This window comes from Actinosynnema sp. NPDC020468, assembly GCF_040642015.1.
Taxonomy (GTDB): domain Bacteria; phylum Actinomycetota; class Actinomycetes; order Mycobacteriales; family Pseudonocardiaceae; genus Actinosynnema.
In genome coordinates this window covers 83,122-108,405 of the sequence record NZ_JBFAEO010000021.1, presented here as the reverse complement: position 1 = coordinate 108,405, position 25,284 = coordinate 83,122, and the positions used below count along the sequence as shown (strand labels likewise).

Below are 25,284 nucleotides of genomic sequence, written 5' to 3'. Positions count from 1 at the left end.
GTTGACCGATTCGGGGTGAGACGCGGTGTCGGCTACCGTTCCGGCTCATGGCGGAGCTGAAGGCGCGACTGCAAGCGGACCTCACCACGGCGATCAAGGCCCGGGAGACGGTGCGCGCCGGCGCGCTGCGCATGACGCTCGCCGCGATCACCACCGAGCAGGTGGCCGGCAAGACCGCCCGCGAGCTGTCCGACGACGAGGTCCTCAAGGTCATCGCCCGCGAGGTCAAGAAGCGCCGCGAGGCCGCCGAGGCGTTCGGCGGCGCCGGTCGCACCGAGCAGGCCGAGCTGGAACGCGCCGAGTCCGCGATCCTGGAGGACTACCTGCCCGCGCAGCTGACCGCCGCCGAGCTGGAGGCGATCGTCGACGAGGTCGTCGCCGAGCTCACCGCGCAGCTGGGCGAGAAGCCCGCGCAGCGCCAGATGGGCCAGGTCATGAAGGGCGTCAACGCCAAGGTCGCCGGTCGCGCCGAGGGTGGCGCGGTGGCCGCCGTCGTCAAGGCGAAGCTGGCCTAGCTCACCGACCCGGAGGGTCCGTCGGGATCGTCACGTCCGGCGGATCCGGGTCGCCGCGCCCCGGCGGTGGCGTCGGGTCGTCCGGCCTGGTGGTCTCGGTGGGCTGCGGCGGCGGCACGTAGCCGGTGCTCACGAGCAGGGTCACCACCGTGCCGCGCAACGCCGAGCCGCGCGGCGTCTGCGACACCACGGTCCCCTTGCTCTGCTCGGAGTTCCGGCTCGCCGTGGTGACCTGGTACCCGGCCTCCTCCAGGATCCGGGTGGCCTCGTTGACGTCCTCGCCCACCACGTCCGGGATCTGGATCTCCTTGCCGCCCTTGCGGTAGCGGTCCTCCACCGGCGGCAGCGGCTGCTCGGGCAGTCCACTGTGGAGCTTGGACATGGTGTCGAACCACGTCTTCGCGGGCACCGTGCCGCCGTAGATGTCGCCGTTGCCGCACAACCGGGGCGGGCCCGAGTTCACGCAGATGCCGCGCGGGTTCGTGCCGTCGTTGTAGGTCTGCACGGCACCCGCGAAGTCGGGCGTCGCGCCGAGGAACGCGGCCGACTTGTAGTCCTCCGTGGTGCCCGTCTTGGCCAGCATCGGCCGGGTCCACTTGAACTGCCGCGCCGCGCCCGCCGCCGTGCCGGACCCCTGGTCGTCCTTGCTCATGCCGGTCGCCAGCCCGTTCGCCAGCGCCTCGGCCACCACCTGCTCGCACGGCGACTCGTTGACCGGCACCGCCTTGCCGTTGCGGTCGAGCACCTGCCTGATCGGCGTCGGCGGGCACCACACACCGCCGGAGATCAGCGTTGCCGCCACGTTCGCCAGCTCCAAAGTGGACACCGGAGCCGGACCGAGCGTGAACGAGGCGTTGCCGCCGCCGGACTTGTAGAACTCGGTCTGCGAGATCCGCAGGTTCCGGTCCTTGGCCTTGGAGTCCGGCCGCACGCCGCCGATGTTCGTCGCCATCGTCTCGCGCATCCCGAGCCGGGACGCCATGTCCACCACCGGGTCCATGCCCAGCTGCTCCTCGAGGATCACGAACCCGGTGTTCGGCGAGGTCTGCAACGCCGTCTGCAACGACATCTGCGCCGGGTAGCCGGTGGACGCGTTGCCCAGGCAGTACCAGCGGGTGTCCGGCTCGCCGGTCGACGGGCACTTCGTCCCGCCGCCCTTGAACACCTTCGACACGTGGTAGTTCGGCGTGGCCATCGTGTTCTCGATGCCCATGCCCTTCTCCAGCGCCGCCGCCGCGGTGAACACCTTGTAGACCGAGCCCGCGCCGAACTTGTTCTCCACGCCGCTGGGCAGGTCGAACTGGGTCTGGAACTGGTCGGCCTTGAGCCCGTAGTCGCGGTTGGCCACCAGCGCCACGACCTCGTGCCGCTCCTTGCCCGGCTTGACGATCGCCATCGTGTTCGCGATGCCGTCGGTGGACTTGGCGACCTGCGCCTCGGCCGCCTGCTTGGCGTAGGTGGTCGCGGTCCGGTCCAGCGTCGTGACCACGGTGTACCCGCCGGTCTTGAGCTGCTCGACGCTGTACCCGTTGCGCTCCAGGTAGTTCACCACGTACGAGCAGAAGAACCCGTTGTCCGGCCCCGCTCCCACGCACCCGTTCGCGGGCGTGCGCACCGGCGTGACGACGCCCAGCGGCTCGCGCTTGGCGATCTCCGCGGCGTCGTGGGACAGCTTGTCGTTCTCCACCATCTTGTCGATGACCTGGTTGCGCCGCTCCAGCGCCTTCTCCGGGAACACCTCCGGGTCCAGCGAGGACGGGCTGTTGACCATGCCCGCGAGCATCGCCGCCTGCGGCACGGTCAGCTTGTCCGGCGTGGTGTTGAAGTACGCCTGGGACGCCGCGGCGATGCCGTAGATCGTCGAGCCGAACGGGACGACGTTCAGGTACCGGGCGAGGATTTCGTCCTTGCCGAGTTTGCGTTCGAGTTGCAGGGAGATGCGCGCTTCACGTGCTTTTCGCGCGATCGTCTGCTCTTGTGCCTTCTGCTGTTCAACCTGGTTATTCCGCGCGACCACGTGCACCAGGTAGTTCTTGACGTATTGCTGCGTGAGCGTGGAGGCACCCTGCGTGACCGACCCGCTGAACTGGTTGGTCAACAGCGCCCGGAACGTCCCCTTCCAGTCCACGCCCTGGTGCTCGTAGAACCGGCGGTCCTCCACCGAGACCAGCGCCGCCTTCATGGTCGGCGAGATCTTGTCCGGTGCGACCAGCACCCGGTACTGGTCGTAGAGGTACGCGATCGGCGCACCGTCCTTGTCCGTGATCGTGGTGATCAACGGCGGGTCCGTGGTGACCAGGTCCGCCGAGATGCTGTCCACGGTGTCGCTGGCTCTGTTGGACATCAGACCGAGCGAGCCCACGACAGGGAACATCAGGCCTGCCAGCAGTACGCCGGCCAGCAGGCACAGGCCGAGCAGTTTCAGCACGCTGTTCCGCACTCGCACGCGGTGAGCGTACTGCTCACTGGAACGAGTGAGGGGGTTCGAGCGATACCCATTACCCAGGATGAGTACTCGTACTCAAGACAGGTAACAGGTGGGCAACCCAGGGTTGGAGGTGGAACCGAAAGGCTCTACAGTCCGTCAACGTCCAGGACAGCAGCCACCGGCACAGCCACTCGATGGTGAAGCCTACGGCATCCGCGGCAGGGGTGTGGCGGATTTACCGATCTGGGCACAGGGGAAACAGAGGTGGGGGATATGCAGCAGGGGGATTGGCGGATCAAGGCCTCGTGCCGGGACGAGGAGCCGGACCAGCTCTTCGTTCGCGGCGCCGAACAGCGCAAAGCCAAGGTCGTGTGCCTGGGTTGCCCGGTTCGGACCGAGTGCCTTGCCGAGGCTCTGGACAACCGGATCGAGTTCGGCGTCTGGGGCGGCATGACCGAGCGTGAGAGGCGGGCACTGCTCCGGCGGCGGCCCGACGTCACCTCGTGGCACGAGTTGCTCGACACCGCCCGTCAGGAACACGTCGAGGAGTCCAGGGTCGGGTAGTCACTCGCCCGCGAGCCGTCGTCCGATCTCGTGCAGGCCCTCCAGGTCGTGCACGTCGGCGGGCAGCGCGGGCACACCGACCAGAGGAACACCGGGGTGCGCGCGGGTGAACCGCGCGAGCAGCCGCCGCTCCCGATCGGCGACCGCGACGCGATCCGCGTGCACCCTCAGGACCGCTGCCGTCAGCGGGGCGTCCCCAGTGCGCTCCAGCTTCTCGGCCGCGGCCAGCGCACCGGGTGCCGGCAGGGAGGCCAGCACCGGGTGCGTCCGGTTCGCGATCAACCCGGTCAACGGCATCCGCTCGGCGACCAGCCGCTCCACGAAGTACCCGGCCTCGCGCAACGCGTCCGGCTCGGCCGCCGCGATCACCAGGAACCCGGTGCCCGGCGACCGCAGCAGCTCGTAGGTCGCCTGCGCGCGCTGCCGGAAGCCGCCGAACATGCTGTCGAACGCCTGCACGAACGTCGACGCGTCCTGGAGCAGCTGACCGCCCACGATGGTCGACACGGCCTTGGTGAACAGGCCGAAGCCCGCACCGACGATCTTGCGGATGCCCCGGCCGCCGGCCCGCGCGGGCGCCGACAGCATCTTGATCAACCGGCCGTCGAGCACCGTGGACAACCGCTGCGGCGCGTCCAGGAAGTCCAGCGCGGACCGGCTCGGCGGGGTGTCCACGATGATCAGGTCCCACTCGTCGCGGGACGCCAGTTGACCCAGCTTCTCCATCGCCATGTACTCCTGCGTGCCGGAGAACGACGTGGAAATGGTCTGGTAGAAGGGGTTTTGCAGGATCTGCTCGGCGCGCTCGCGGCCCGCGTGCTGGAGCACCATGTCGTCGAACGTCCGACGCATGTCCAGCATCATCGCGTGCAGCTCGCCGTCGACGCCCTCCACGCGGCGCGGGTTGTTGTCCAGCTCCCGCAGACCGAGCGACTGGGCGAGCCGGCGGGCCGGGTCGATGGTCAGCACCACCGCGCGCCGGCCCCGGCGGGCGGCCCGCACGGCGAGCGCGGCGGCCGTCGTCGTCTTGCCGACACCGCCCGAGCCGCAGCACACCAGGACCCGGGTGTCCGGGTCGTCCAGCAGCGCGTCGACGTCGAGACCGCTCATCGGACGCCCTCCCGCACCATCAGCTCGGCCAGCTCGTAGAGGCCCGCGAGGTCCACGCCGTCGGTCAGCTCGGGCAGTTCCAGCGTCGGCAGGTCGGACTCCGCCAGGTTCTCCCTGGCCCGCTGCTCCATCCGCACCCGCTGGGCGTGCTCGACGGTCTCCTCGACCAGACCCGCGAGTTCCTCGTCGTCCACCTCCAGGCCCGCGGCCTGGAGACCGGCGCGGACCCTGGCGCGGTCGATCCGGTCCGCGGCGGCGGAGGCGACCGACCGGGCCGGCAGGTGGTGCGGGCGGACCCGGTTGGTGAACACCGCGCCGGGCCGCAGGTCGGCGCCGTCCAACTCGGCCACCGCGTCCAGCGTCTCGCGCACCGGCATCTCCTCCAGCAGCGCGACCAGGTGCACGGCCGTGTCACCGGAGTGCAGGAGCTTGACCACGCCCTCGCTCTGGCCCTTGATCGGGCCGACCTTCGCCAGGTCCGCCATCGCGCGGGTGACGTCCAGGAACCGGACCACGCGGCCCGTGGGCGGCGCGTCGAGCACCACGGCGTCGTACTCGTGCCGGCCGGTCTTGCCCGCCCGCCGCACGCACTCCTTGACCTTGCCGGTCAGCAGGACGTCGCGCAGGCCGGGCGCCAGCGTCGTGGCGAACTCGACCGCGCCCATCTTCTTCAGCGTCCGACCGGCGAAGCCGAGGTTGTAGAACATGTCGAGGTACTCCAGCAGCGCGGCCTCGGGGTCCACGGCCAGCGCGCGCACCTCGCCGCCGCCGGGCGCGGACGCGATCCGCTCCTCCGAGTAGGGCAGCGGCGGGCGGTCGAACAACTGCGCGATCCCCTGCCGGTTCTCGACCTCGACCAGCAGCACCCGCCGCCCGCCGGTGGCCAGGGCGAGCGCCAGCGCGGCGGCGACCGTGGTCTTGCCGGTGCCCCCCTTGCCCGTGACGACGTGCAGCCGCGCCCGGGTCAGTTCGTCGGTCCAGCCGGTCACCGGCCCAGCCTAAGCGCGCCGACCCGAGACCCGCTGGACACCGTCAGTCCACCATCGTGATGAACACCACCGCGATCGCCGCGGCCGCCACAACCCCCCAGGCCACGACCGAGGGCAGCACGTACGCGATCAACACCGCGACCACCGCCACCACCGCGAGCCCGACGACCGCGGCCCGCACAACGTCCCCGTGACGCGCCCCCTTGCGATCCCGCGCCTGGGCCATCCCCACGAGCACCAACACCAGCCCACCGAGCAGAAACGATCCGGTGGCAACGATCCGCCACGTCTCCACGTGATCAACGTAGCCGGGACGGGCGCCTCCGGTCACCGAAGTCACCCGGACACCCCACTACCGACACCCTGGCCAAGGGCCGCACCGCCGGCGGCCGTGGCTGAATGGCCGTGGCTGAATGGCCGTGGCTGAATGGCCGTGGTTCAGCGGTCGTGGGCTCAGCGGTCGTGGGGCCGGAGCCCGACAGCATCGCCTGACCCGCCGCGAGCCACCCCGACGCTGCCGCCCTGTACTGCCCGCTCACCAATACCGCCCCACCCGTGCCGCCCCACGAGTGCCGCCTCTCCGGGGCGTCCTCACCAGCGCCGCCTCGACGGTCGGCCGCTCCGTCCTCTCGGCGACGGTCCACACCATCGGCCCTGCCCGCAGCCCTGCCCCGCGGCCGAGGTCGAGCAGTTCCCCCACCATCGGCCGCGGTCCGGCGATGATCTTGCAGGCGGCGCCTCTGCCGCAGCGTCGCGGCGGTCGTCCGGCTGTACGTCTGACGTGTTGGATTGTTGATTTGTAGGGCGAGAGGATTGTTCAACAATAGAACGATACTACTGGTAGTAGCTTGTCGGATTGTTGAACGATTCTACGTTTGAATGAGGGGACGGCCAGGGGCTGGGAGGGGGCGACCTCGGACGGGTGGGGGTGGGAGGCGTCAGGCTAGGCTCCGCGCCATGCAGACTTGGGAGTACGCGACGGTCCCGTTGTTGATCCACGCGACCAAAGCGATCCTGGACCAGTGGGGCGCCGACGGGTGGGAACTGGTGACCGTGATCCCGAACCCCAGTGGTGAGCAGCACGTCGCCTACCTGAAGCGGCCCAAGGCATGAGCTGGGTCGGGAGGTTGGCCGAGCTGGGGGTCGAACTCCCGCCGGTCGCCGCGCCGTTGGCGGCCTACGTGCCCGCCGCGCGCACCGGCACGCTCGTCTTCACCTCGGGCCAGCTGCCCTTCGTCGCCGGCACGCTCGCGGCCACCGGCAAGGTCGGCTCCGACGTCAGCCCCGAAGAGGCCAAGGCCCACGCGCGCACGTGCGCCCTCAACGGCCTCGCCGCGATCCACGACCTGGTGGGGCTTGACTCCGTCGTGCGAGTCGTCAAGCTGGTCGGGTTCGTCGCCTCCGCCGAGGGGTTCACCGGTCAGCCCGCCGTCGTCAACGGCGCGTCCGAGCTGATCGGCGAGATCTTCGGCGACGCGGGCAAGCACGCCAGGTCGGCCGTCGGCGTGAGCGAACTGCCCCTCGGCGCGCCCGTCGAGGTGGAGCTGGTCGTCGAGATCGGGGAGTGAGATGTCGGACACGATCCACGAGCTGCTGCTGAGGCTGGCGGGCCGGCTCCCGGACGACGTCCTGTGGCGCTTCCGCGACTGGGCGGCGAGCGACGCGGTCGTCGTGCTGGCCAGGGCGCTCCCGCGCACCCTCCTGCACGACCGGATCGGCCTGACCGACTACGAACAGCAACTGCTCGGCGACGCGCTCATCCCCCACGGGGCGGATCGGGGCTTGATCAGTTCCGTCAGGGGACTGGACGAACTCCCCGAACCCGACTACACCTTCACTCCGGAATCACCCAATCGGGTGTCGATGGGGGATTCCGCGACCGTAGTGCTCGGCGCCACCCTGCGTGGTCGTCCCGGAGTCGGCGAAGTCCGGTCCGCGTGGCGGCAGCGGGGTGGGGAGTCCAGGCGCGTCATCCTGGTCACCGCGTCGTCCGGGCACACCCGGCTGACGGGTGAGTTGCAGCGCGTGCTGCGGGCGCTCGGCGACCACGACCCGTGCGTCGAGGTCCTGCCGGGCGACGAAGACCTGCCGCCCTACCACCGGGCGGCGTTGGCGGCATCGGAGCTGGTGTGCACCGGGGCCGAAGCCGACGGACACCTGGTGCCCGTCTAACCCGAGGAGTGCAGGCGTGACGAACGACGGCGTGGGGCTCCCCGTCCGTTTACACGACGTCCTGTTGGCGCTGGCGGGTCGCGTTGACGACGACGCCCTGACCCAGGCTCGGGAACTGCTCGCGGTCGCCGAGCCCGACCGCGCGGTCGAGCTGCTCGTGGGGTGCCTGCTCGCGGGTCGCGTGCCCGTGTCCGTCGACGAACGCCGTGAACTCGGCCGGCTGCTGGACGAGGTCCGCTCGGACCCGTCGCTCGCCGACCGGCTGTTCGCGGTCGAGCACGTGCCCACCGTGCGGCACCGGTTCACCGCCGAGTCCGACCCGTCCGACGGGTTGGCCGAGGCGCTGGCCCGGACCGTGACGGCGCTGCCGGACGTGCGGGGCGTGCGGGCGACGTGGCGTTCGACGCCCGCCGGCGCGGCGCACGGACCGCTGCCCCAGCGGGTCGTGCTGGTCGACATCGGACCGTCCGGCTTCGGGCCGGCGACCGCCTACCGCGTGGAGACCGTGCTGCGGAAAGCCGGGATCCGGGCGGCCGTGGAGGTGTTGACGGTGGGCACACCGTTGGGTGAGTACCACGCGGCGGCCGTGACCACGGCCCGCGAGGTCTTCTTTCCCGCGACACCCGCGCCGACACCGGTACGCGTAGCCGAGGAGCCGGGCGGCACCTGGTTCGACGGTGAGGTCCAGGACGGGGCACCGGTGGTCGAGCCGGAGCCGGTGCCCGCCGAACCCGATCTCGGCTCGAAGTCGCGCCGTGCGCGCGTGGAGTCCTACGAGGGCGCCCAACCGTTCCCGCCCAAGCCCGTCAAACGGCTGCCGGTGCGGGACGCGGTGGACGAGCCCGTTGAGCTGCCCGCCGTGGTCGAGCTGCCCGTCGAACCGCCCGTCGTGTCGTCGGTGGAGCCGATCGAGCCGATCCCGCCGGTCGAGCCGCCGACCGAACCCACCCCGCTGGACCTCCACCCGCTGTCGCGGGCCGAGGTGACGACGGAGCTGGGGCCGGACGACCTCGCCGCCCTCCAGGCCGCGTTGGCCGACGGCCACCCGCCCGCCGGGGTGACGCTGCCGCCGACCGTGGACGCGAAGTTGAGCGACCGCGAACGCGCGCTGCTCCAGCAACTGCACGAAGAACTGGCCCAGCGCGAGCAGCAGTCCTGGCCCGCCGGCCCGGAGTACGTCAACGGCGTGCACAAACCGACCAACGGCCAGTTCCCGGGCTGACCCACCCCGCCCGACCCCGATTGCCCCGCTCGTCGCCCACCAGGTGCCGAGCGGGGCAATTGTCGTTCCCGGTTCGTCCGATCATCCTCGCCACCTACTTTTCACATGTTCAACAACGGGACATGCGAAAAGTAGGATTGTAGAACAATCCTACGAGATGAGCAGGTCTCGGGTCGTTGGATTGTCGGATTGTTGAGTGAGGGGATTGTTCAACGATTGAACGTGGGGCGGTCGGCGGTGGCGGAGCTGGGGTGGCCGCGAAACTCTAGGCCTCGGCTTTGGCGCGGGCCTGTTCGATGATCCGCTGGAGGTGCAGGCCGCGGCGCACGTCCAGGGGGTGGGTGGAGGTGCCGCTGTCGACCAGGGCCACGAAGTCGTCCAGCAGGTTCGTGTAGCACTGCAACGCGGGCGTTCCCCGGTCGGCCAACGTCCGGTGCCCGTGCTCCCCGTACACCACGACCTCGGCGATGCCCGGCTGCAACGGCACCGACATGGTCATCGTCGCCACCGACGTCGCACCGCCCTCGTGCGCGAACACGACCTGCCACACCCCGTGCGCCGACCGGTCGGCCGCGATCACCTCCACGATCGGCCCGAGCGCCGCGTCCAGCAGGTCGAACGCGTGCGGACCCACGTCGTCCAGCGGTCCGCGCTCGTGCCGCCACGGCGACTTCGAGTACGGCCCGCCCAGCAACGCGCCGGTCAACCACCGCGCCCCGCCGCCGACCCACCCGCCGACCGCGTGCAACTGCTCGAGCTGCTCCCGCGTCTCCGGCGCGTACCGCCTGGTCAGCACCACCAGCGAGGCCACACCGGCCTCGCCGACCGCGTCGACCAGCCGCTCCGCCTCCGCCAACGACCCGGCGATCGGCTTCTCCAGCACGAGGTGCTTGCCCGCCTTCGCCGCCCGGACCGCGATCTCCGCCTGCACCGCCGGCGGCACGGCGAACGCGACCGCGTCCACTTGCGTCAACAGCGAGTCCACATCGGACGCCACCACCGCGTCGTACGACGAGGCCAACGCGGCCGCGGCCTCCGGGCGGCGGGCCCACACGGCGGTCAGCCGCGTTCCCGGGTGGTCGGCGAGGCCGGGCGCGTGCACCCGGTCCGCCCACGGTCCGGCGCCGATCAGTCCTACCCGCAGCTGTTCGTCCACCCGGCCCATCCTGCCCATCATCGGCCGCCGGCATAAGCCGACTCGGGGACGAAGATCCGGCCGCCGTTGCCGAACTCCAGCTCCACGCCGCCGTCCGCCCTGGTCAGCCGGGGGTCGTGCCCCCAGCCCGCGGGGATCGGCACGACGTGGCCGTGGTCCTCGGACGGACCCAGCCACACCTCGTAGTCCGACCCGTCCTGCTTCACGTACGCGCCGGGCAGGTCGGCCGTCGGCGGTCGCGCGTCCACCGTCCTGGTCGTCGGCAGGAACAGCACCACGGCCGCCACCGCGGTCAGCCCGGTGCCGAGCACCGCGCCCAACCCGAACAGCAGGACGTTCACCAGGCAGCCCTTTTTGGAGGTGTCCACACGGCGATGATCCCCGTCGTAGGCTCGAGGCGTGCGCGAACTCCCCGACGACCTGACGCTGCCCTCGTCCACCGCGACGTTCCCGGAGGTGCCGGCGCGACCGCGGGACGCCGCCACCGTGGTGCTGGTCCGCGACGGGGCCGAGGGCGTCGAGGCGTTCCTGCTGCGCCGGGTGTCCGGGATGGCCTTCGCCGGCGGGATGACCGTGTTCCCCGGTGGTGGCGTCGACCGGCGGGACGCCGACGCGACCGTGGCGTGGACCGGTCCGCCGCCGTCGTGGTGGGCGTCGAGGTTCTCGTGTTCACCCGAACTGGCGACGGCGCTGGTGTGCGCGGCGGTGCGGGAGACGTTCGAGGAGTCCGGGGTGCTGCTGGCCGGGCCGTCCGCGGCGACGGTCGTGGCGGACACGTCCGGGTACGCCGACGCGCGGGCGGCGCTGGTGGCCCGGGAGGTGTCGTTCGCGGAGTTCCTGGCCGCGGAGGGGTTGGTGCTGCGGGCCGACCTGCTGCGGCCGTGGACCAACTGGGTGACACCCGAGGAGGAGCCCCGGCGGTACGACACGCGGTTCTTCGTGGCGGTGCTGCCGGCTGGTCAGCGGGCGGACGACGCGACGTCCGAGGCGTCGGACGGGGTGTGGCAGCGGCCGGTCGACGCGTTGGCGGACTGGGAGGCGGGGCGGCGGACGTTGATGCCGCCCACCTGGGTGACGTTGTCGGAGTTGGCGGAATTCGTGGGTGTGGCGGACGTGCTGGCGGCGCCGCGCGAGGTCGAGCGGATCATCCCGAAGCTGGTTCGGGACGGGGGGCGGATTCGGGTGGTCATTCCATGAACGAGTACGGCGTGCTGCGGCCGGTGACGGCGACGGCCTCGGTGCTGTTGGCGGAGAACCCCGGCGTGATGACGTTGGAGGGCACCAACACCTGGGTGCTGCGCGCGGCCGGCTCGGTCGGGTGCGTCGTGGTCGACCCCGGGCCGTTGGACCACGCGCACCTGGACCGGATCGCCGCGTGCGGACCGGTCGAGGTCGTGCTGTTGACGCATGGTCACCCCGATCACTCGGAAGGGGCGGCGGCGTTCGGGCGGAAGGTGGACGCGCCCGTGCGGTCGGTGGACCCGGTCTTCCGGCTGGGCGGCGAGGGGTTGACTCACGATGAGGTGATCGTGGCCGGTGGGGTGGATATTCGGGTAATCCGCACGCCGGGGCACACCGCCGACTCCGTGTGCTTCGCGCTGGACGACGCGGTGCTGACCGGTGACACGATTCTCGGTCGGGGCACCACGATCGTGGCTCACCCGGACGGGAAGCTTGGTGACTACCTGGCGTCGTTGCGACTACTGGCCGGGTTGCCGGCGGGGGTGGCGGCGCTGCCGGGGCACGGGCCCGTGCTGCCGGACGTCGCGGCGGCGGCCACCGGGTACCTGGCGCACCGCGAGCAGCGGTTGACGCAGGTCAGGGCCGCGGTGGCGGAGCTGGGCGGCGCGCCGACGGCGCGGGAGGTGGTCGAGGTCGTGTACGCGGACGTCGACCGGGCGCTGTGGCCCGCGGCGGAGTGGTCGGTGCGGGCCCAGCTGGACTATCTCGGTGTTCAGACGGACGTGCGGAGGGGGACGACCAGGTAGGTCAGCTCGACGCCGTCCTCGCCCGCCTGCGCGGTGAGGACGGTCGAGCGCAGGCCGTCCTGGATCTTCAACTCGACCCGCCGACCGCTGAACGCCTTCAGCGCGTCGGACAGGTACCGGGCCTGGAAGGTCTTGGTCAGGCGGTTGCCGTCGACCGTGGCCTTGACGGACTCCTCGGACTCGCCCGCCTGGGGGTCGTTGCCGCGCACGCGCAGCTGACCGTCGTCGACCTGGAGCGTCACCGAGCCGTGCGGACCGCTGTAGGGCACCGCGCGCTTCACCGCGCCCGCCAGGGCGTCGGCTTCGACCAGGACAGTGCTGTCGATGACCGCCTCCAACAACTTCCGTGCTCGATCGTCGGGGAAGGGCGCCGCGAGGAGCGCCGTGCTGACGCTGCCGCCCGCCCACCGCAGGGCGACGCGGTCGTCGTCGGCGTGCACGGCGACGCGTTCGTCGCGTGCCGGTTGTTTCGCGACCTCGGCCAACAGGGTTGCCGGGGCCAGCACGTCCACACCGGTCTCACTCGTCCAGGGGACGGTCGCGAACGCCATCCGGTAGCGGTCGGTGGCGATCAGCTCCAGGCGGTCGGGCGTGCCGTGGATGCGGACGCCGGTGAACACCGGGAGAGCGTCTTCCTTGGACGCCGCGCTCGACACGGGTACGAGCGCGGAGGCCAGCACGCCTGCGGTGACGTGCCCGGCCAGTGGTGGCAGAGAGGGTATTCCCGGATGGGCCGAAAGGTCCAGCAGGGGTAGTGCGAACCGCGCCGTATCGGTGCGGATAGCCAGCCTGGACCCCTCCACCACGAGCCGCACCCGCTCGTCCTCGATCGACCGGAGCGTGTCGGCGAACGGCCGCGCGGGCACCAGCACCGCCCCGTCGACGTGCACGAGCGCCCGCCGCTCGAGCCGCACCGCGTGGTCCCGGTCGCTCCCGGCCAACTCGACCCCGGCACCGTCGGCACGCAGCACCAGCCCGGCCAACACGACGTCGTGCACCCGCGTCGGCAACACCCGTGCGACGTCCACCGCGGCCGAGGCCAACTCCGCGGTGGTGGCGGTGAGATCCATGCGCGCACGGTAGACCCGACCACCGACAATTTCGGCCCGCCACCCAGACCCTTCAGGTGATGATCAGCAACCTCCTCGCCACCCGCCGTTCAACGTAGAATCGTTCAACAATCCAACACTTCAACAACCCTACATACCAACGATCACGCGCAGGCGTAGCTGTTGAGCAAGAGGATTGTTGAACAACCACTCCACTCACTTGTTCAACAATCCAGCAGGCACGGGTTGGACGCCGTGGGGGGCGCTACGCGGGGCTTGAGGGGCTCACGGGCGGTTGCGGAGCGGCGGGTCTTGGGATGGCTCGGTTGGGGCGGCGAGCTGCTTGTGCCGCCCCGCCGGTGCCGAGCCCTGCCGGGTCGGGCTGCGCCGGGTCGGGCTGGGTCGGGTTTGGCCAAACCGAGTCGTGCCGGGCCAGGCCAAATCGAGCCGCCTTGCCCCGCCCCGCACCGCGCGACGTCGGGTCACGTCGGGCCGAGCCAGGTCAAACCGAGCTGAGCCGGGCTGGGTCGGCAGGGGTTGGGCTGGGTCGGCTGGGTTGGGCACGGTCGGGTTGGTGGGGTGTAGCGGGCCTGGGTCAGTGGGCCAGGGCTGGTTCGGTGGTGGGGGTGGTGGCCACGGTGCCTCGGAAGAGCCAGACCAGGGCGGCGATGGTCAGGCCGGCTGCGGTTGCGGTCAGGAATGCCGCGGTGGTGCCGTAGGACTCGACCAGGCGGCCGCTTGCGGATTGGCCCAGGGCCAGGCCCACGGTGACCGCGGTGATCACCCAGCCGAAGGCCTCGGTGGCCGTTCCCGGCGGTGCGACCAGCTCGATCGCCGCCGAGTGCGACGTCGCCTGCGGGGTGATCAGGGTGCCCGCCACCAGCAGCGCCACCGCCAACCCGGCGAGCGACGTCGGCACGGCCAAGGTCAGCGTCAGCAGGGAGAAACCGGCCAGCAGCGCCGGCAGGCGCAGGTGCATCGGGCGCGGGAAGGGTTTCATCGAGTACAGGAGTCCGAAGAGGACGCTGCTCACCGAGAACAGGCTCAGCAGCAGACCGCCCAGGCTCACGTGGCCGGCGTCGGCCGCCGCGGCCGGCACGGCGACCTCGATGAAGCCGATCGTCACGCCGAAGCCGAACGCGGCCAGGGCGACCGTGCGCATGCCCGGCGACGCCAGCGCGCCCAGCATGCCGCGACCCACCGGTTCCGGCCGCACGCCGCGGACCGTGGGGTTCAGTCCGAACCACGTCGCGCCGACCACCATCGACACCGCGCCGACCAGCACGCCGGTGCCCGCCCACGGCGCCGCCACGAGCACGCCCGCGAGCCCCGGCCCGAGGATGAAGAACACCTCCATGCTGATGGCCTCGTAGGCGTACCCGGCCAACCGCGTCGACCCAGGCGGCAGCACCTGGGACCACAGCGCCCGGGACGCCGAGCCCACCTGCGGCTCGGTCAACCCCACGCCGAACGACAGCGGCACCAGCACGGCCAGGTGCGCGCCGGCCTCCACCGCCAGCACGGCCGACGTCACGAACAGCGCGAACAGACCCACGACGGTGAGCAGCGGCCGGGTCGGGCCGAGCCGGTCCATCAGCCTGCCCTGCACGATCGAGCCCACCGCCACGCCGATCAACGACGCCGCCGACACGAAACCGGCCGACGCGAAGGAGCCCGTCTCGCGCTGCACGTAGAGCAGCATCGACAACCCGACCATGGCGATCGGGAGCCGGGCGAGCAGCGACGCGACGACGGGGCCGCGCATGCCGGGCGTGGTCAGGGCGGCGCGGTAGTCGGACAGGCGGGCGGACTGGGACATGCGTACCAGTGTGAACGCAGTGGTACGCACGTACCAGTCATTTGCCACGTGTCTTCCAGCACTCGGGAGAACTGTTCCGATTCGGTCACAAGATTGGGATGACCGGGTGAAACCCTGTCGGGAAACCGCTGAACAGGGCGTCCTTGAGGGTGAAGTCGCTTGAGCCGCGGGGGAGGGGCCGTGCGATTGTGAACAGGGGACGACTCACCTGTTTCGGCGCACGTCGCAGCGGGTAATCGAACTTCCTTCCGGTGTCACGAGGGTCGGGGCCTGCGGACGCCGGATGTGGAGAAGGCGCGGTATCCGTCGGGGGATGGACCGCGCACAGCGGGACCGGTGCGCCGCGTCGGGGGCGGCGCCCGGTCCCACTGTCTAACGCGCGCGACGCGCCAGGCGCTCCGGATCCAGGATGAGGACGCTCTTGCCCTCGAGACGGAGCCAGCCGCGGTGGGCGAAGTCGGCCAAGGCCTTGTTCACCGTCTCGCGGGACGCGCCCACGAACTGGGCGATCTCCTCCTGCGTCAAGTCGTGCGTGACGCGGAGCAGGCCGGCCTCCTGGCTGCCGAAGCGCTGTGCGAGCTGCAACAACGCCTTCGCCACCCGGCCGGGCACGTCGGTGAAGATCAGGTCGGCCAGCATCGAGTTCGTCCGGCGCAGCCTGCGCGCCAGCGCCCGGAGCAGCTGCTCCGCGATCTCGGGCCGGTTGGTGATCCACTGCCGCAGTGCGGGGCGGTCCATGCTGACCGCACGCACCTCGGTCACCGTCGTGGCGGTGGACGTGCGCGGACCGGGGTCGAAGATCGACAGCTCGCCGAACATGTCGGACGGGCCGAAGATCCCCAACAGGTTCTCCCGGCCGTCCGGCGACTTGCGGCCGATCTTCACCTTGCCGGACTGGATGATGTAGAGCCGGTCGCCCGGCTCGCCTTCCGCGAAGATCACGTGGCCACGCGGGAATTCAACGGACTCCAGCGTCTGCGCCAGTGCCTCCGCTGCAGCCGGTTCAACCCCCTGGAAAATGCCCGCGCGGGCCAGGGTCTCGTCCACCTCGTCCCTCCTGTCGAGAGGCGACGGCAAGGGTTGAGCGCGTTCCGCCTTCTGGCGGATCAGCGCCTGCCGTCGATCACTGAGTGCAGTCTAAGGGCTGATCGGTGGATCGCCTCCCGGCGCGCCGTCGACCTGCCCGGACAGCCCGAAAAGGCCCACCGGGGTGGTGACCCCGCGGGCCTGGTGTTCGGACTTGCCGGACCTAGCGGCGCGGCCGCCGCTGCCGCAGGTTCCTGGCACGGCCACCCAGCCGCCGCAGCCGGAACAGCTCCAGCGCGCGGCCGATGCCGTGCCCGTAGAGCGCCCTGACCTCGTCGGGGCGCGCCGACTCCAGGAACTCCTCGACCTCGTCCTCCTGCACGGCGACGTGGCGCAGACGGGCTTCCACGCGCTCCATGAAGAGCGCGAAGAACATGATCACGATCGGAACGGCGATGACGAACCAGGCAGTCATGATGGCTCCGATCCTTGCGCATCGGGTTTGTCCGCACGCTTGCGGGGTCCCTCGTACGGGTTCCTGCGACAAGAGACGCGCACCCGCCCGGCCTGGTTGCGCGCCGGTCGCCGGTTACCCGGTTCGCGTGCGTTCAACCGGGCCGAACATGTCACGCGATAGCCTGGCGCGCATGGCGAAAAGGCCGGAGACCCAACTAGGCCTCACCCGGAGGGCCCGCCGGATGGTCCGCGTCCTCGCCGAGGGCTACCCGGACGCGCACTGCGAACTCGACTTCACCACACCGCTGGAACTGCTGGTCGCGGTCGTGCTGTCGGCCCAGACCACCGACGTGCGGGTGAACCAGGTGACACCGGCGCTGTTCGCGCGCTACCGCAAGGCCGCCGACTACGCCTCCGCCGACCGCACCGAACTGGAGGAGCTGATCCGACCCACCGGCTTCTACCGCAACAAGGCGACGTCCGTGATGGGGCTGGGCGCCGCGCTGGTGGAGCGCTTCGGCGGCGAGGTGCCCGGCACGCTGCCGGAACTCGTCACGCTGCCCGGCGTGGGGCGCAAGACCGCGAACGTGGTGCTCGGCGACGCGTTCGGCGTGCCGGGGATCACAGTGGACACCCACTTCGGACGGTTGACCCGGCGGTGGGGCTGGACGACCGAGGAGGACCCGGTCAAGGTCGAGCACGCGGTCGGCAAGCTGATCGAGCGCAAGGACTGGACGCTGCTGTCCCACCGGACGATCTTCCACGGCCGGCGCGTCTGCCACGCCCGCACACCCGCGTGCGGCGCGTGCCTGCTGGCGCCCCAGTGCCCGTCCTACGGCATCGGCCAGGTCGACCCGGCCAAGGCCGAGAAGCTGGTCAAGGGCGTCGAGGCACCGCACCTGATCGCGCTGGCCGAACGGGTCCGGGCCGGGGAGAAGCTGGCGTGAGCCGAGGAGCGCGCTGGGCGCTGGTGGCGCTGGTGCTGGTCGTGGCGGGCGTGGTCGCGCTGTGGCCGCGCGGTGGCTCCGAGCCGCCCGCGGAGCGCCCGCACACCCAGGCCGGCGCGCCCGCCGACCTGCTCATGGCCCGCAACCAGGCCGCGCTGCGCCCGTGCCCGCAGGGCGCCGAGGGGCCGTCGGCGCTGCGCGGGCTGAAGGCGACGTGCCTCGGCGACGGGCAGCAGCTGGACGTGGCGTCCGCGCTCGGCGGCAAGGCGCTGGTGAACTTCTGGGCCACCTGGTGCGTTCCCTGTCAGGGGGAACTTCGGGTGCTGGACGAGTACGCGCAGCAGCCGGGCGCCGTGCCGGTGCTCGCGGTGCAGGTGGAGAGCAAGGAGGCGGACGGCCTGGAACTGCTGGCGAAGCTCGGTGTCCACCTGCCCGCGGTGATCGACGAGGCCGACGGGGTGCGCAAGGCGGTCAAGGCGCCGCGCACGCTGCCCGCGAGCTTCCTGGTCGGTGCGGACGGATCGGTGGCGCAGGTGCTCAAACCGCTCGTGTTCGAGTCCGTCGAGCAGGTGCGCGGGGTGGTCGGGTGAACGCCCCGGTCGAGCCGTCGGACGTGCCCGACTGGATGTCGACGCTGGTCAAGGCGACGCGGGAGGTGGACGCGCGTGCGTTCACCCGGCTGTCGCCACCGCCGGACGGCGCCGGTCGCAAGGCCGCGGTGCTGATGCTGTTCGGCGAGGGCGTCGACGGGCCGGACGTGCTGCTGCTGCGGCGGTCGGACACGTTGGGCTCGCACCCCGGGCAGGTCGCGTTCCCCGGCGGTCGGGTCGACCCGACCGACGACGGGCCGGTCGACACCGCGTTGCGCGAGGCGTACGAGGAGACCGGCGTGCTGCGCGAGGGCGTGCGGGTGGTGGCGACGCTGCCCGAGCTGTACGTGCCGGTGTCCGGCTTCGTGGTGACGCCCGTGCTGGGGCACTGGGAGTCGCCGTCGCCGGTCGTCGCGGTCGACGCCGCCGAGACCGCGGCCGTGGCCAGGGTGCCGATCGCGCACCTCGCCGACCCGGCCAACCGGTTCCGGGTGCGCCACCGCGCCGGCGACTACCTCGGGCCCGCGTTCAGCGCTCCGGGCATGCTGGTGTGGGGTTTCACGGCCGGGCTGCTCAACGGCCTGCTGGCCCTTGGCGGGTGGGAGCGACCGTGGGACACCACCGACGTGCGCGACCTCGAACTGGCTTTGCGCGCGACGTAGCGGAGGTTTCGTGAACTGGGTTGACCTGCTCGTGCTGGCGCTGGCCGCCTTCGCCGCGGTCTCCGGCGCCCGGCAGGGCATGGTCGTGGCGCTGCCCGCGTTCGTCGGGGTGCTGATCGGGCTGGTGCTGGGCACCCAGCTCGCGCCGCTCGTGGTGGCCCAGTTCGACAACGTGGTCACCAAGGTCGTGTTCGCGGTCGGGATCGTGGTGCTGCTGGTGGCCCTGGGCGAGACGCTGGGCGTGTACACCGGGCGGATGATCAAGCCCCGGGTGAACTCGTCGCCGTTGCGCGGGGTGGACAGCGCGTTGGGCGCCATCGTGCAGGGCGCGGTGGTGTTCGTGGTGGCGTGGATGATCGCGTTGCCGCTGACGGCGGTGGCCGGGTTGCCCTCGCTGACGAAGGCGTTGAACCAGTCGGTGATCCTGTCCACTGTGGACGGTGTGATGCCGCAGGCGGCGCGGACGTTGTCGAAGGACCTGCAAAACCTGTTCGACGTGTCGGGCTTCCCGGCGGCGATGGACCCGTTCAACCGGACGCCGTTGAAGGACGTGGGGCCGCCGGACCCGGCGTTGTCGGGTAACCCGATCGTGCAGAAGCTGCGGCCGTCGGTGGTGAAGGTGCGCGGGCGGGCGCCGTCGTGCTCGCGGGCGTTGGAGGGGACCGGGTTCGTCGTGTCGCCGGAGCGGGTGATGACGAACGCGCACGTGGTCGCGGGGACGACCGAGGTGACGATCGAGGTGGGCAAGGGGCAGTTCGACGCCACGGTGGTGTTGTACGACCCGCAGACGGACATCGCGATCCTCGCCGTGCCGGACCTGAACGCGACGCCGCTGGTGTTCCGGACGGACGAGATCGGGCAGGGCGAGGACGGGATCGTGCTGGGGTATCCGCTGGACGGGCCCTACACGCCGTCCGAGGCGCGGGTGCGGGAGCGGATCCCGATGCTGCGGGGGCCGGACATCTACGACGCGCAGACCGTGACGCGGGACGTGTACACGGTGCGGGCGAAGGTGCGCAGCGGCAACTCCGGCGGCCCGTTGGTCGACACCCAGGGGCGCGTGATGGGCGTGGTGTTCGGTGCGGCGGTGGACGACCAGGAAACGGGCTTCGTCCTGACCGCGCAGGAAGTGGCCCAGGAGGTCGCCCAGGCCCCGACCCTGGTCCGCCGCACGTCGACCCAGACCTGCGCCTCCTGACTCAACCTGGGAATCGTTCAACGATCCCGTCGCCCGACAATCCTCTTGTTCAACAATCCTCTTGTCCGACGATCCTCTTGTTCAACGACGGCAACGACGGCAACGACCTCAACGTCCTCGGCACCCACGAAGCACCGCTCGAACGCCGCTCGACCTGCGTGCCAGGCCCGCGCACGATCCCCGACCCGCATGGTTCTTGACTCGCATGGCCCCCGGCCCGCGCGATCCGCCGGCCCACCGCCCGGCCCACCGCGGCCTGCCCACCTGAACGAAGCTCCTACTCGCCTCATGCGGCTCTGCTCGTCTCACGCTCCCTTGCAGGCCCCGGAGTGCCGCCGCGAACGGAGCGCTCCGTCAGGCCCAAGCACAACGCCTGCGAGCCAGATCCGACACGCCGCCGCCCCGACTCGCCACGCTCCGGGCGCGATGCGGTTCGGCCCGTTCAGTCCGCCGAGCCCAGTCGGCCTGCCCTGGGAGCCGCGTCGGGCTCGATGCTGGAGTCGTCGAGAGCGCCGTGGAGGCGGGTTGTTCGATCGTTCTGTTGTTGGATTGGGGGATTGTTCAACGATGTGCTTGTTGAACGATCCTGGTGTTGAGCGGTTCTACAGTGAGCCCAGGAAGGTGGTGAGGAGGGTGTTGGTGGCGTGCGGGGCTTCCTGGTGGGGGAAGTGGCCGACTTCGGGGAGGGCGCGGTAGGTGGTGGCGGTCCACTCGGCGCTGGCCCGGGCCGTGTCGGGGAGGGTCGTGGGGTCCTGGGTGCCCTGGATCTGGAGGACCGGGGCGTCCAAGGGGCGGTCCACCGCCTCGCGGAAGCGGCGGCCGTCGGTTCTCAGTTGGGAGCGGAAGGCCCAGCGGTAGTACTCCAGGGCGCTGTGGGCCACGCCCGGGATCAGCATGGCCTCGCGGTTGCGGCGGACCACCTCGTCGAACTCCTCCGACACCGTCCACTTCGGACCGGACCACGCGGTCAGCAGGCGTTGCACCGCCGCGCCGCCGTCCCGGACGAGAGCGCGCTCCGGCTGGATCGGCACCTGGAAGCGGAACACGTGGGCGCTGGCGCGGCCCTGGGTGCGGGGGTGGCGGCGGATGGCGCGGCTCAGGGCCAGGGGGTGCGGTGCGGACACGGCCGTCACCGACGAGACCAGGCGGGGGTGCAGGGCGGCGGCGGTCCACGCGAGCATGCCGCCCCACGCGTGACCCACCAGGTGCGCGCGGGGCGAACCCAGTGCCTTCACCAACCCCGCGACGTCACCGGCGAGCGTGAAACCGTCGTAGCCGCGCGGGGGCTTGTCCGAGTCGCCGTACCCGCGCAGGTCCACCGCCACGGCCCGGAAACCGGCGTCCGCCAACGCGGTCAGCTGGTGCCGCCACGTCCACCAGAACTCCGGGAACCCGTGCAGCAGCAACACGAGCGGCCCGTCGCCGAGTTCGGCCACGTGCAGCCGGATGCCGTTGGCCGACACGTCGCGGTGCGTCCACGGACCGACCACCCGCGCGGTCGACGGGTCCGGTGGCAGCCGCACGGGCTAGTGGTCCTCGCCGCGGTGCCGCAGCGCCGCGACGGTGTCCTTGGCCGAGTCGATCGTCCGCTGCGGCGCGCGCAGCTTCTTCACCTTGCGGTACCCCAGGAACGCGAACCCCGCCGCCGACAGCAGCATCGCGCCGAACACGATCGCGAAGCCCGCCCACCGCGGCAGCCACTCCGCCAGCAGCTCGGCCGCGAAGAAGAAAAAGAAGAACGAGCTGAACAGCAGCACCGTCAACGCAAGGAGGAAGTAGACGCTGCCCTTCAGGCCCTTCTTGATCTCACCGGCCACCTCGGACTTGGCCAGTTCGACCTCGGCCCGCACCAGCGTGGACAGGTGCGCCGTCGCGTCCCGGACCAATCCGCCGATCGACGTCTCACCGGCGATCGTCGCCGCGTTCTCCGCCGTCAACGGGATCGACGGGACAGGTGGCAGCCCGCTGCCGTTGGTGTTCTCCCGAGCGCTGGTCACCGACTCATCGTGCCATGCACGCGTACGCGGCACCGGGCAGCCGGGCCGATCACCCGCCGTCTTCCGCGCCGTCTTCCGCGTCCCGGTGCGCGCGACCCCGTCGCCAGAGCAACACCGCCGCCAGCAACGAGGCCACCAGGGACGCCAGCAGCACCGCCGCCTTGGCCTGTTCGGCCGCCGCGCCGTCCAACGCCAGGTCCGCGATCAGCAGGCTCACCGTGAACCCGACACCGCCGAGCACGGCCACCGCTACGATGTCCCGCGGTCCCGCGCCGGACGGCCACACCGCGACCCGCAGCAGCACCGCGATCGCCGACGCGCCGACGATGCCGACGACCTTGCCCACCACCAGTCCGAGCATCACGCCGAGCGCCACCGGGTCGTGGAACAGCGCGGTCAACGCCGACGCGCCCACCGGGACGCCGGCCGCGAACAACGCGAACACCGGCACCGCGACACCCGCCGACCACGGCTGCAACCGGTGCTCCAGCCGCACCGCCGGCGCCTCGGTCTCGTAGGGGTCCCGACGCACGCGGGTCAGCAGGGCCAGGGCGACGCCGGCGATCGTGGCGTGCACACCGGCCTCGTGCACCGCGAACCACGTGGCGAGCGCGATCGGCACGTACCACCACGGCGAGGTGACCCGGCGGTGCTGCAACCACGCGTACAACGCCAGCAGCAGCACCGCGGCCAGCGCCGCGAGCGCGTTGAAGTGCGCGGTGAACAGCACCGCGATCAACGCGATGGCGCCCAGGTCGTCCACGACGGCGAGGCTCAGCAGGAACACCCGCAGGCTGCTCGGCAACCCGGACGCGGTGATCGCCAGCACGCCGAGCGCGAACGCGATGTCGGTCGCCACCGGGATCGCCCACGCGCGGTCGATGCCGGGCGAACCCCAGCCGACGCCCAGCGCGATCAGCGCCGGCACGACCATCCCGCCGACCGCCGCGACCACCGGCAGCACCGCGGCCTTCCACCGGCTCAGCTCGCCGACGACGAGTTCGCGCTTGAGCTCCAGCCCGGCGACGAAGAAGAACACCGCGAGCAGACCGTCCTTGGCCCAGTCGCCGACGGTCAGGAACCCGACGTGGAGGTCGCGCAGCCCGACGTACGCGGGCGCGAACGGCGAGTTCGCCCACACCAGCGCGACGGCGGTGGCGACCAGCAGCACGGTGCCGCCGACCGTCTCGGTGCGCAGGTAGCGGGCGAACTCGGCGAGCTTGCGGTTCACGGGTGGCTCCAAGGAAGTCCGGGCACGGCCAATACTCGCGCCGACCAGACTTCCCGGCTCACCGACGTACCGCGGTGGGGTGCCCTCCCCCGACAGGCAGGCACCCCACCGACGTGTTTCTCAGTCCTCCGACGACCCCGACTTCAGGCCGGTGGAGATGAGGTCCATGACGGACGAGTCCGCGAGCGTCGTCACGTCGCCGACCTGGCGGTTCTCCGCCACGTCGCGCAGCAGCCGGCGCATGATCTTGCCGGACCGCGTCTTGGGCAGCTCCGGCACGACGAGGATCTGCCGCGGCTTCGCGATCGGGCCGATCTCCTTGGCCACGTGGTCGCGCAGCGCCTTGATCGCCTCCGCGCCGTCCGAACCCTCGGCGACACCGCCGCGCAGGATCACGAACGCCACGATGCCCTGGCCGGTCGTCGGGTCGGACGCGCCCACGACCGCCGCCTCGGCGACCGTCGGGTGCGAGACCAGCGCGGACTCGACCTCGGTGGTGGAGATGCGGTGGCCGGACACGTTCATCACGTCGTCCACCCGGCCGAGCAGCCAGATGTCGCCGTCGGCGTCGTACTTCGCGCCGTCGCCCGCGAAGTAGAAGCCCTGCTCGCCGAAGCGCGACCAGTAGGTGTCGCGGTAGCGGGCCTCGTCGCCCCAGATGCCGCGCAGCATCGACGGCCACGGCTCGTCCAGCACGAGGTAGCCGCCACCGCCGGGGCCGACCTCGACGCCCTGGTCGTCCACGACCTTCGCGCCGATGCCGGGCAGCGGGCGCTGCGCCGAGCCGGGCTTGGTGGCGGTCGCGCCGGGCAGCGGCGAGATCATGATCGCGCCGGTCTCGGTCTGCCACCAGGTGTCCACGACGGGGGTCTTGCCCGCGCCGATCGTCTCCCGGTACCAGATCCAGGCCTCGGGGTTGATCGGCTCGCCCACGCTGCCGAGCACGCGCAGCGTCGACAGGTCGTACTTGGCGGGGATGTCCGCGCCCCACTTCATGAACGTGCGGATCAGCGTGGGCGCCGTGTAGTAGATCGAGACGCCGTACTTCTGCACGATCTCCCAGTGCCGGCCCTCGTGCGGGGTGTTCGGCGTGCCCTCGTAGACGACCTGCGTGACGCGGTTGGACAGCGGGCCGTAGACGATGTAGCTGTGGCCGGTGACCCAGCCGATGTCGGCGGTGCACCAGTAGACGTCGGTGTCCGGCTTGAGGTCGAACACGTTGTGGTGCGTGTACGACGCCTGCGTGAGGTAGCCGCCGGAGGTGTGCAGGATGCCCTTGGGGTTACCCGTGGTGCCCGAGGTGTAGAGGATGAACAGCGGGTGCTCGCTGTCGAACGCCTCGGGGGTGTGCCGGTCGGACTGCCGGTCCACGACGTCGTTCCACCACAGGTCGCGACCCTCGGTCCAGGCCACGTCGGAGCCGGTGCGGTTGACCACCAGCACGTGCTCGACGCTCGGGGCCTTGGCGACGGCCTCATCCACGGCGGGCTTGAGCGGCGCCGGGTTGCCGCGGCGGTACTGGCCGTCGGTGGTGATCACGAGCTTGGCCTGCGAGTCCTCGATGCGGGTGCGCAGCGCCTCGGCGGAGAAGCCGCCGAACACGACGCTGTGCAGCGCGCCCAGGCGGGCGCACGCGAGCATCGAGAAGATCGCCTCGGGCACCATCGGCATGTAGATGGCGACCCGGTCCTCGGCGCCCACGCCCAGTTCGACCAGGGCGTTCGCCGTCTTCGACACCTCGCGCTGGAGTTCGGCGTAGGTGATGGCGCGGCTGTCGCCGGGCTCACCCTCCCAGTGGATGGCGACCTGGTCGCCGTGGCCCGACTCGACGTGCCGGTCGACGCAGTTGTAGGCGACGTTCAGCTTGCCGCCGACGAACCACTTCGCGAACGGGGCGTCCGACCAGTCGAGGACCTGCGTCCACCTGGTGTCCCAGGACAGCCGCTCGGCCTGCTTCGCCCAGAACGCCTCGCGATCCGCGTTCGCCTCCTCGTACAGGGCGGACGTGGCGTTCGCCTGCGCGGCGAACTCGTCGCTCGGGGGGAACGTCCGGTTCTCGGTCAGCAGGTTGTCCAGTGCGGCTGGCGGCTGAGTCATGGGGGGCAGACCTCCTCAAATCCGGTGGGGTGCGCACTGAACGTAGTGCGATTGAGCCGATAACGCAC

The 25,284-nt window shown here is 71.2% G+C and carries 26 protein-coding genes; 12 read left to right on the top strand and 14 right to left on the bottom strand.

All coding sequences use genetic code 11. The features are described 5' to 3' along the window. Positions 1-47 precede the first annotated feature (47 nt). Positions 48-515: a GatB/YqeY domain-containing protein gene (locus tag AB0G50_RS17195; RefSeq protein WP_360108837.1), complete on the top strand. Its 468-nt coding sequence runs from the start codon at positions 48-50 to the stop codon at positions 513-515. Between the two features lies 1 nt (position 516). Here the strand turns inward: AB0G50_RS17195 and AB0G50_RS17190 are convergent, their stop codons facing one another. Next, a complete protein-coding gene (locus AB0G50_RS17190) occupies positions 517-2,961 on the bottom strand; it encodes a transglycosylase domain-containing protein (protein WP_360108834.1) in 2,445 nt (814 codons plus the stop codon). Between the two features lie 255 nt (positions 2,962-3,216). Here AB0G50_RS17190 and AB0G50_RS17185 point away from each other — a divergent pair, with 255 nt between their 5' ends. Further along, a complete protein-coding gene (locus tag AB0G50_RS17185) occupies positions 3,217-3,507 on the top strand; it encodes a WhiB family transcriptional regulator (RefSeq protein WP_360108831.1) in 291 nt (96 codons plus the stop codon). Here AB0G50_RS17185 and AB0G50_RS17180 read toward each other — a convergent pair whose 3' ends face one another. From AB0G50_RS17180 to AB0G50_RS17170, 3 genes are read right to left on the bottom strand one after another with little or no spacing between them, the layout of a single operon-like run. Further along, positions 3,508-4,617: an ArsA-related P-loop ATPase gene (locus tag AB0G50_RS17180; protein WP_360108828.1), complete on the bottom strand. Its 1,110-nt coding sequence runs from the start codon at positions 4,615-4,617 to the stop codon at positions 3,508-3,510. Continuing rightward, a complete protein-coding gene (locus AB0G50_RS17175; protein ID WP_360108825.1) occupies positions 4,614-5,606 on the bottom strand; it encodes an ArsA-related P-loop ATPase in 993 nt (330 codons plus the stop codon). The genes AB0G50_RS17180 and AB0G50_RS17175 overlap by 4 nt, the downstream gene beginning before the upstream one ends. Positions 5,607-5,649: 43 nt before the next feature. Beyond that, a complete protein-coding gene (locus AB0G50_RS17170) occupies positions 5,650-5,946 on the bottom strand; it encodes a hypothetical protein (protein WP_360108822.1) in 297 nt (98 codons plus the stop codon). 617 nt (positions 5,947-6,563) lie between these two features. Between AB0G50_RS17170 and AB0G50_RS17165 the strand changes: the two genes are divergently transcribed. From AB0G50_RS17165 to AB0G50_RS17150, 4 genes are read left to right on the top strand one after another with little or no spacing between them, the layout of a single operon-like run. After that, positions 6,564-6,719: a hypothetical protein gene (locus tag AB0G50_RS17165; RefSeq protein ID WP_360108819.1), complete on the top strand. Its 156-nt coding sequence runs from the start codon at positions 6,564-6,566 to the stop codon at positions 6,717-6,719. Then, positions 6,716-7,174: a RidA family protein gene (locus tag AB0G50_RS17160; protein WP_360108816.1), complete on the top strand. Its 459-nt coding sequence runs from the start codon at positions 6,716-6,718 to the stop codon at positions 7,172-7,174. The genes AB0G50_RS17165 and AB0G50_RS17160 overlap by 4 nt, the downstream gene beginning before the upstream one ends. Before the next feature lies 1 nt (position 7,175). Continuing rightward, positions 7,176-7,778, top strand: coding sequence for a hypothetical protein (locus AB0G50_RS17155; protein ID WP_360108813.1), 603 nt, complete (start codon positions 7,176-7,178; stop codon positions 7,776-7,778). A gap of 16 nt (positions 7,779-7,794) precedes the next feature. Further along, positions 7,795-9,000 carry a hypothetical protein gene (locus tag AB0G50_RS17150; RefSeq protein WP_360108810.1) on the top strand — a complete coding sequence of 402 codons (1,206 nt, stop codon included), beginning with the start codon at positions 7,795-7,797 and terminating at the stop codon, positions 8,998-9,000. A 265-nt stretch (positions 9,001-9,265) separates the two neighbouring features. Here the strand turns inward: AB0G50_RS17150 and AB0G50_RS17145 are convergent, their stop codons facing one another. Together AB0G50_RS17145 and AB0G50_RS17140 are read right to left on the bottom strand one after the other, a co-directional pair. Beyond that, the gene (locus AB0G50_RS17145; protein ID WP_360108807.1) at positions 9,266-10,165 is read right to left on the bottom strand and encodes a Gfo/Idh/MocA family oxidoreductase; all 900 of its coding nucleotides are present in this window, start codon (positions 10,163-10,165) and stop codon (positions 9,266-9,268) included. An 8-nt stretch (positions 10,166-10,173) separates the two neighbouring features. Further along, on the bottom strand, positions 10,174-10,524 hold the full coding sequence (locus tag AB0G50_RS17140; protein WP_360108804.1) for a hypothetical protein: 351 nt from the start codon (positions 10,522-10,524) through the stop codon (positions 10,174-10,176). Between the two features lie 31 nt (positions 10,525-10,555). Between AB0G50_RS17140 and AB0G50_RS17135 the strand changes: the two genes are divergently transcribed. Continuing rightward, on the top strand, positions 10,556-11,353 hold the full coding sequence (locus tag AB0G50_RS17135; protein ID WP_360108801.1) for an NUDIX hydrolase: 798 nt from the start codon (positions 10,556-10,558) through the stop codon (positions 11,351-11,353). Next, entirely contained in the window at positions 11,350-12,144 is a 795-nt protein-coding gene (locus AB0G50_RS17130) for an MBL fold metallo-hydrolase (RefSeq protein WP_360108798.1), read from the top strand. The genes AB0G50_RS17135 and AB0G50_RS17130 overlap by 4 nt, the downstream gene beginning before the upstream one ends. Here AB0G50_RS17130 and dnaN read toward each other — a convergent pair. From dnaN to AB0G50_RS17110, 4 genes are all read right to left on the bottom strand, one after another. After that, complete coding sequence (gene dnaN / locus AB0G50_RS17125) at positions 12,111-13,214, bottom strand: DNA polymerase III subunit beta (protein WP_360108795.1); 1,104 nt, start codon at positions 13,212-13,214, stop codon at positions 12,111-12,113. The genes AB0G50_RS17130 and dnaN overlap by 34 nt on opposite strands. A 574-nt stretch (positions 13,215-13,788) precedes the next feature. Continuing rightward, positions 13,789-15,012 carry an MFS transporter gene (locus tag AB0G50_RS17120; protein WP_360108792.1) on the bottom strand — a complete coding sequence of 408 codons (1,224 nt, stop codon included), beginning with the start codon at positions 15,010-15,012 and terminating at the stop codon, positions 13,789-13,791. A 372-nt stretch (positions 15,013-15,384) separates the two neighbouring features. After that, complete coding sequence (locus tag AB0G50_RS17115; protein ID WP_015097742.1) at positions 15,385-16,059, bottom strand: Crp/Fnr family transcriptional regulator; 675 nt, start codon at positions 16,057-16,059, stop codon at positions 15,385-15,387. Positions 16,060-16,261: 202 nt separating this feature from the next. Next, positions 16,262-16,513 (bottom strand): hypothetical protein, encoded by a 252-nt coding sequence (locus AB0G50_RS17110; RefSeq protein WP_189221298.1) that lies wholly within the window; start codon positions 16,511-16,513, stop codon positions 16,262-16,264. Positions 16,514-16,685: 172 nt separating this feature from the next. On the opposite strand from AB0G50_RS17110, the gene nth reads away from it, so the two are divergent. From nth to AB0G50_RS17090, 4 genes are read left to right on the top strand one after another with little or no spacing between them, the layout of a single operon-like run. Then, a complete protein-coding gene (gene nth / locus AB0G50_RS17105; protein ID WP_360108788.1) occupies positions 16,686-17,441 on the top strand; it encodes an endonuclease III in 756 nt (251 codons plus the stop codon). Then, entirely contained in the window at positions 17,438-18,031 is a 594-nt protein-coding gene (locus AB0G50_RS17100) for a TlpA disulfide reductase family protein (RefSeq protein ID WP_360108785.1), read from the top strand. Before nth ends, AB0G50_RS17100 begins: the two co-directional genes overlap by 4 nt. After that, complete coding sequence (locus AB0G50_RS17095; protein WP_360108782.1) at positions 18,028-18,693, top strand: CoA pyrophosphatase; 666 nt, start codon at positions 18,028-18,030, stop codon at positions 18,691-18,693. The genes AB0G50_RS17100 and AB0G50_RS17095 overlap by 4 nt, the downstream gene beginning before the upstream one ends. Positions 18,694-18,703: 10 nt before the next feature. Further along, positions 18,704-19,891: a MarP family serine protease gene (locus AB0G50_RS17090; protein WP_360108779.1), complete on the top strand. Its 1,188-nt coding sequence runs from the start codon at positions 18,704-18,706 to the stop codon at positions 19,889-19,891. A 602-nt stretch (positions 19,892-20,493) separates the two neighbouring features. On the opposite strand, the gene AB0G50_RS17085 is transcribed toward AB0G50_RS17090, so the two are convergent. The 4 genes from AB0G50_RS17085 to acs form a co-directional block, all read right to left on the bottom strand. Continuing rightward, entirely contained in the window at positions 20,494-21,414 is a 921-nt protein-coding gene (locus AB0G50_RS17085; RefSeq protein ID WP_360108776.1) for an alpha/beta hydrolase, read from the bottom strand. Between the two features lie 3 nt (positions 21,415-21,417). Next, positions 21,418-21,888 carry a phage holin family protein gene (locus AB0G50_RS17080; RefSeq protein ID WP_360108773.1) on the bottom strand — a complete coding sequence of 157 codons (471 nt, stop codon included), beginning with the start codon at positions 21,886-21,888 and terminating at the stop codon, positions 21,418-21,420. Between the two features lie 49 nt (positions 21,889-21,937). Next, complete coding sequence (gene nhaA, locus AB0G50_RS17075) at positions 21,938-23,119, bottom strand: Na+/H+ antiporter NhaA (RefSeq protein ID WP_360108770.1); 1,182 nt, start codon at positions 23,117-23,119, stop codon at positions 21,938-21,940. 120 nt (positions 23,120-23,239) lie between these two features. Next, a complete protein-coding gene (gene acs / locus AB0G50_RS17070) occupies positions 23,240-25,216 on the bottom strand; it encodes an acetate--CoA ligase (protein ID WP_360108767.1) in 1,977 nt (658 codons plus the stop codon). Positions 25,217-25,284: the final 68 nt, after the last annotated feature.

Excerpts from the sequence above, each read along its gene's own strand:
- AB0G50_RS17195 (WP_360108837.1), top strand. The coding sequence starts at position 48 with ATGGCGGAGCTGAAGGCGCGACTGCAAGCGGACCTCACCACGGCGATC.
- AB0G50_RS17185 (WP_360108831.1), top strand. The coding sequence starts at position 3,217 with ATGCAGCAGGGGGATTGGCGGATCAAGGCCTCGTGCCGGGACGAGGAG.
- AB0G50_RS17180 (WP_360108828.1), bottom strand. The coding sequence starts at position 4,617 with ATGAGCGGTCTCGACGTCGACGCGCTGCTGGACGACCCGGACACCCGG.
- AB0G50_RS17165 (WP_360108819.1), top strand. The coding sequence starts at position 6,564 with ATGCAGACTTGGGAGTACGCGACGGTCCCGTTGTTGATCCACGCGACC.
- AB0G50_RS17160 (WP_360108816.1), top strand. The coding sequence starts at position 6,716 with ATGAGCTGGGTCGGGAGGTTGGCCGAGCTGGGGGTCGAACTCCCGCCG.
- AB0G50_RS17155 (WP_360108813.1), top strand. The coding sequence starts at position 7,176 with ATGTCGGACACGATCCACGAGCTGCTGCTGAGGCTGGCGGGCCGGCTC.
- AB0G50_RS17145 (WP_360108807.1), bottom strand. The coding sequence starts at position 10,165 with ATGGGCCGGGTGGACGAACAGCTGCGGGTAGGACTGATCGGCGCCGGA.
- AB0G50_RS17130 (WP_360108798.1), top strand. The coding sequence starts at position 11,350 with ATGAACGAGTACGGCGTGCTGCGGCCGGTGACGGCGACGGCCTCGGTG.
- dnaN (WP_360108795.1), bottom strand. The coding sequence starts at position 13,214 with ATGGATCTCACCGCCACCACCGCGGAGTTGGCCTCGGCCGCGGTGGAC.
- AB0G50_RS17120 (WP_360108792.1), bottom strand. The coding sequence starts at position 15,012 with ATGTCCCAGTCCGCCCGCCTGTCCGACTACCGCGCCGCCCTGACCACG.
- AB0G50_RS17110 (WP_189221298.1), bottom strand. The coding sequence starts at position 16,513 with ATGACTGCCTGGTTCGTCATCGCCGTTCCGATCGTGATCATGTTCTTC.
- nth (WP_360108788.1), top strand. The coding sequence starts at position 16,686 with ATGGCGAAAAGGCCGGAGACCCAACTAGGCCTCACCCGGAGGGCCCGC.
- acs (WP_360108767.1), bottom strand. The coding sequence starts at position 25,216 with ATGACTCAGCCGCCAGCCGCACTGGACAACCTGCTGACCGAGAACCGG.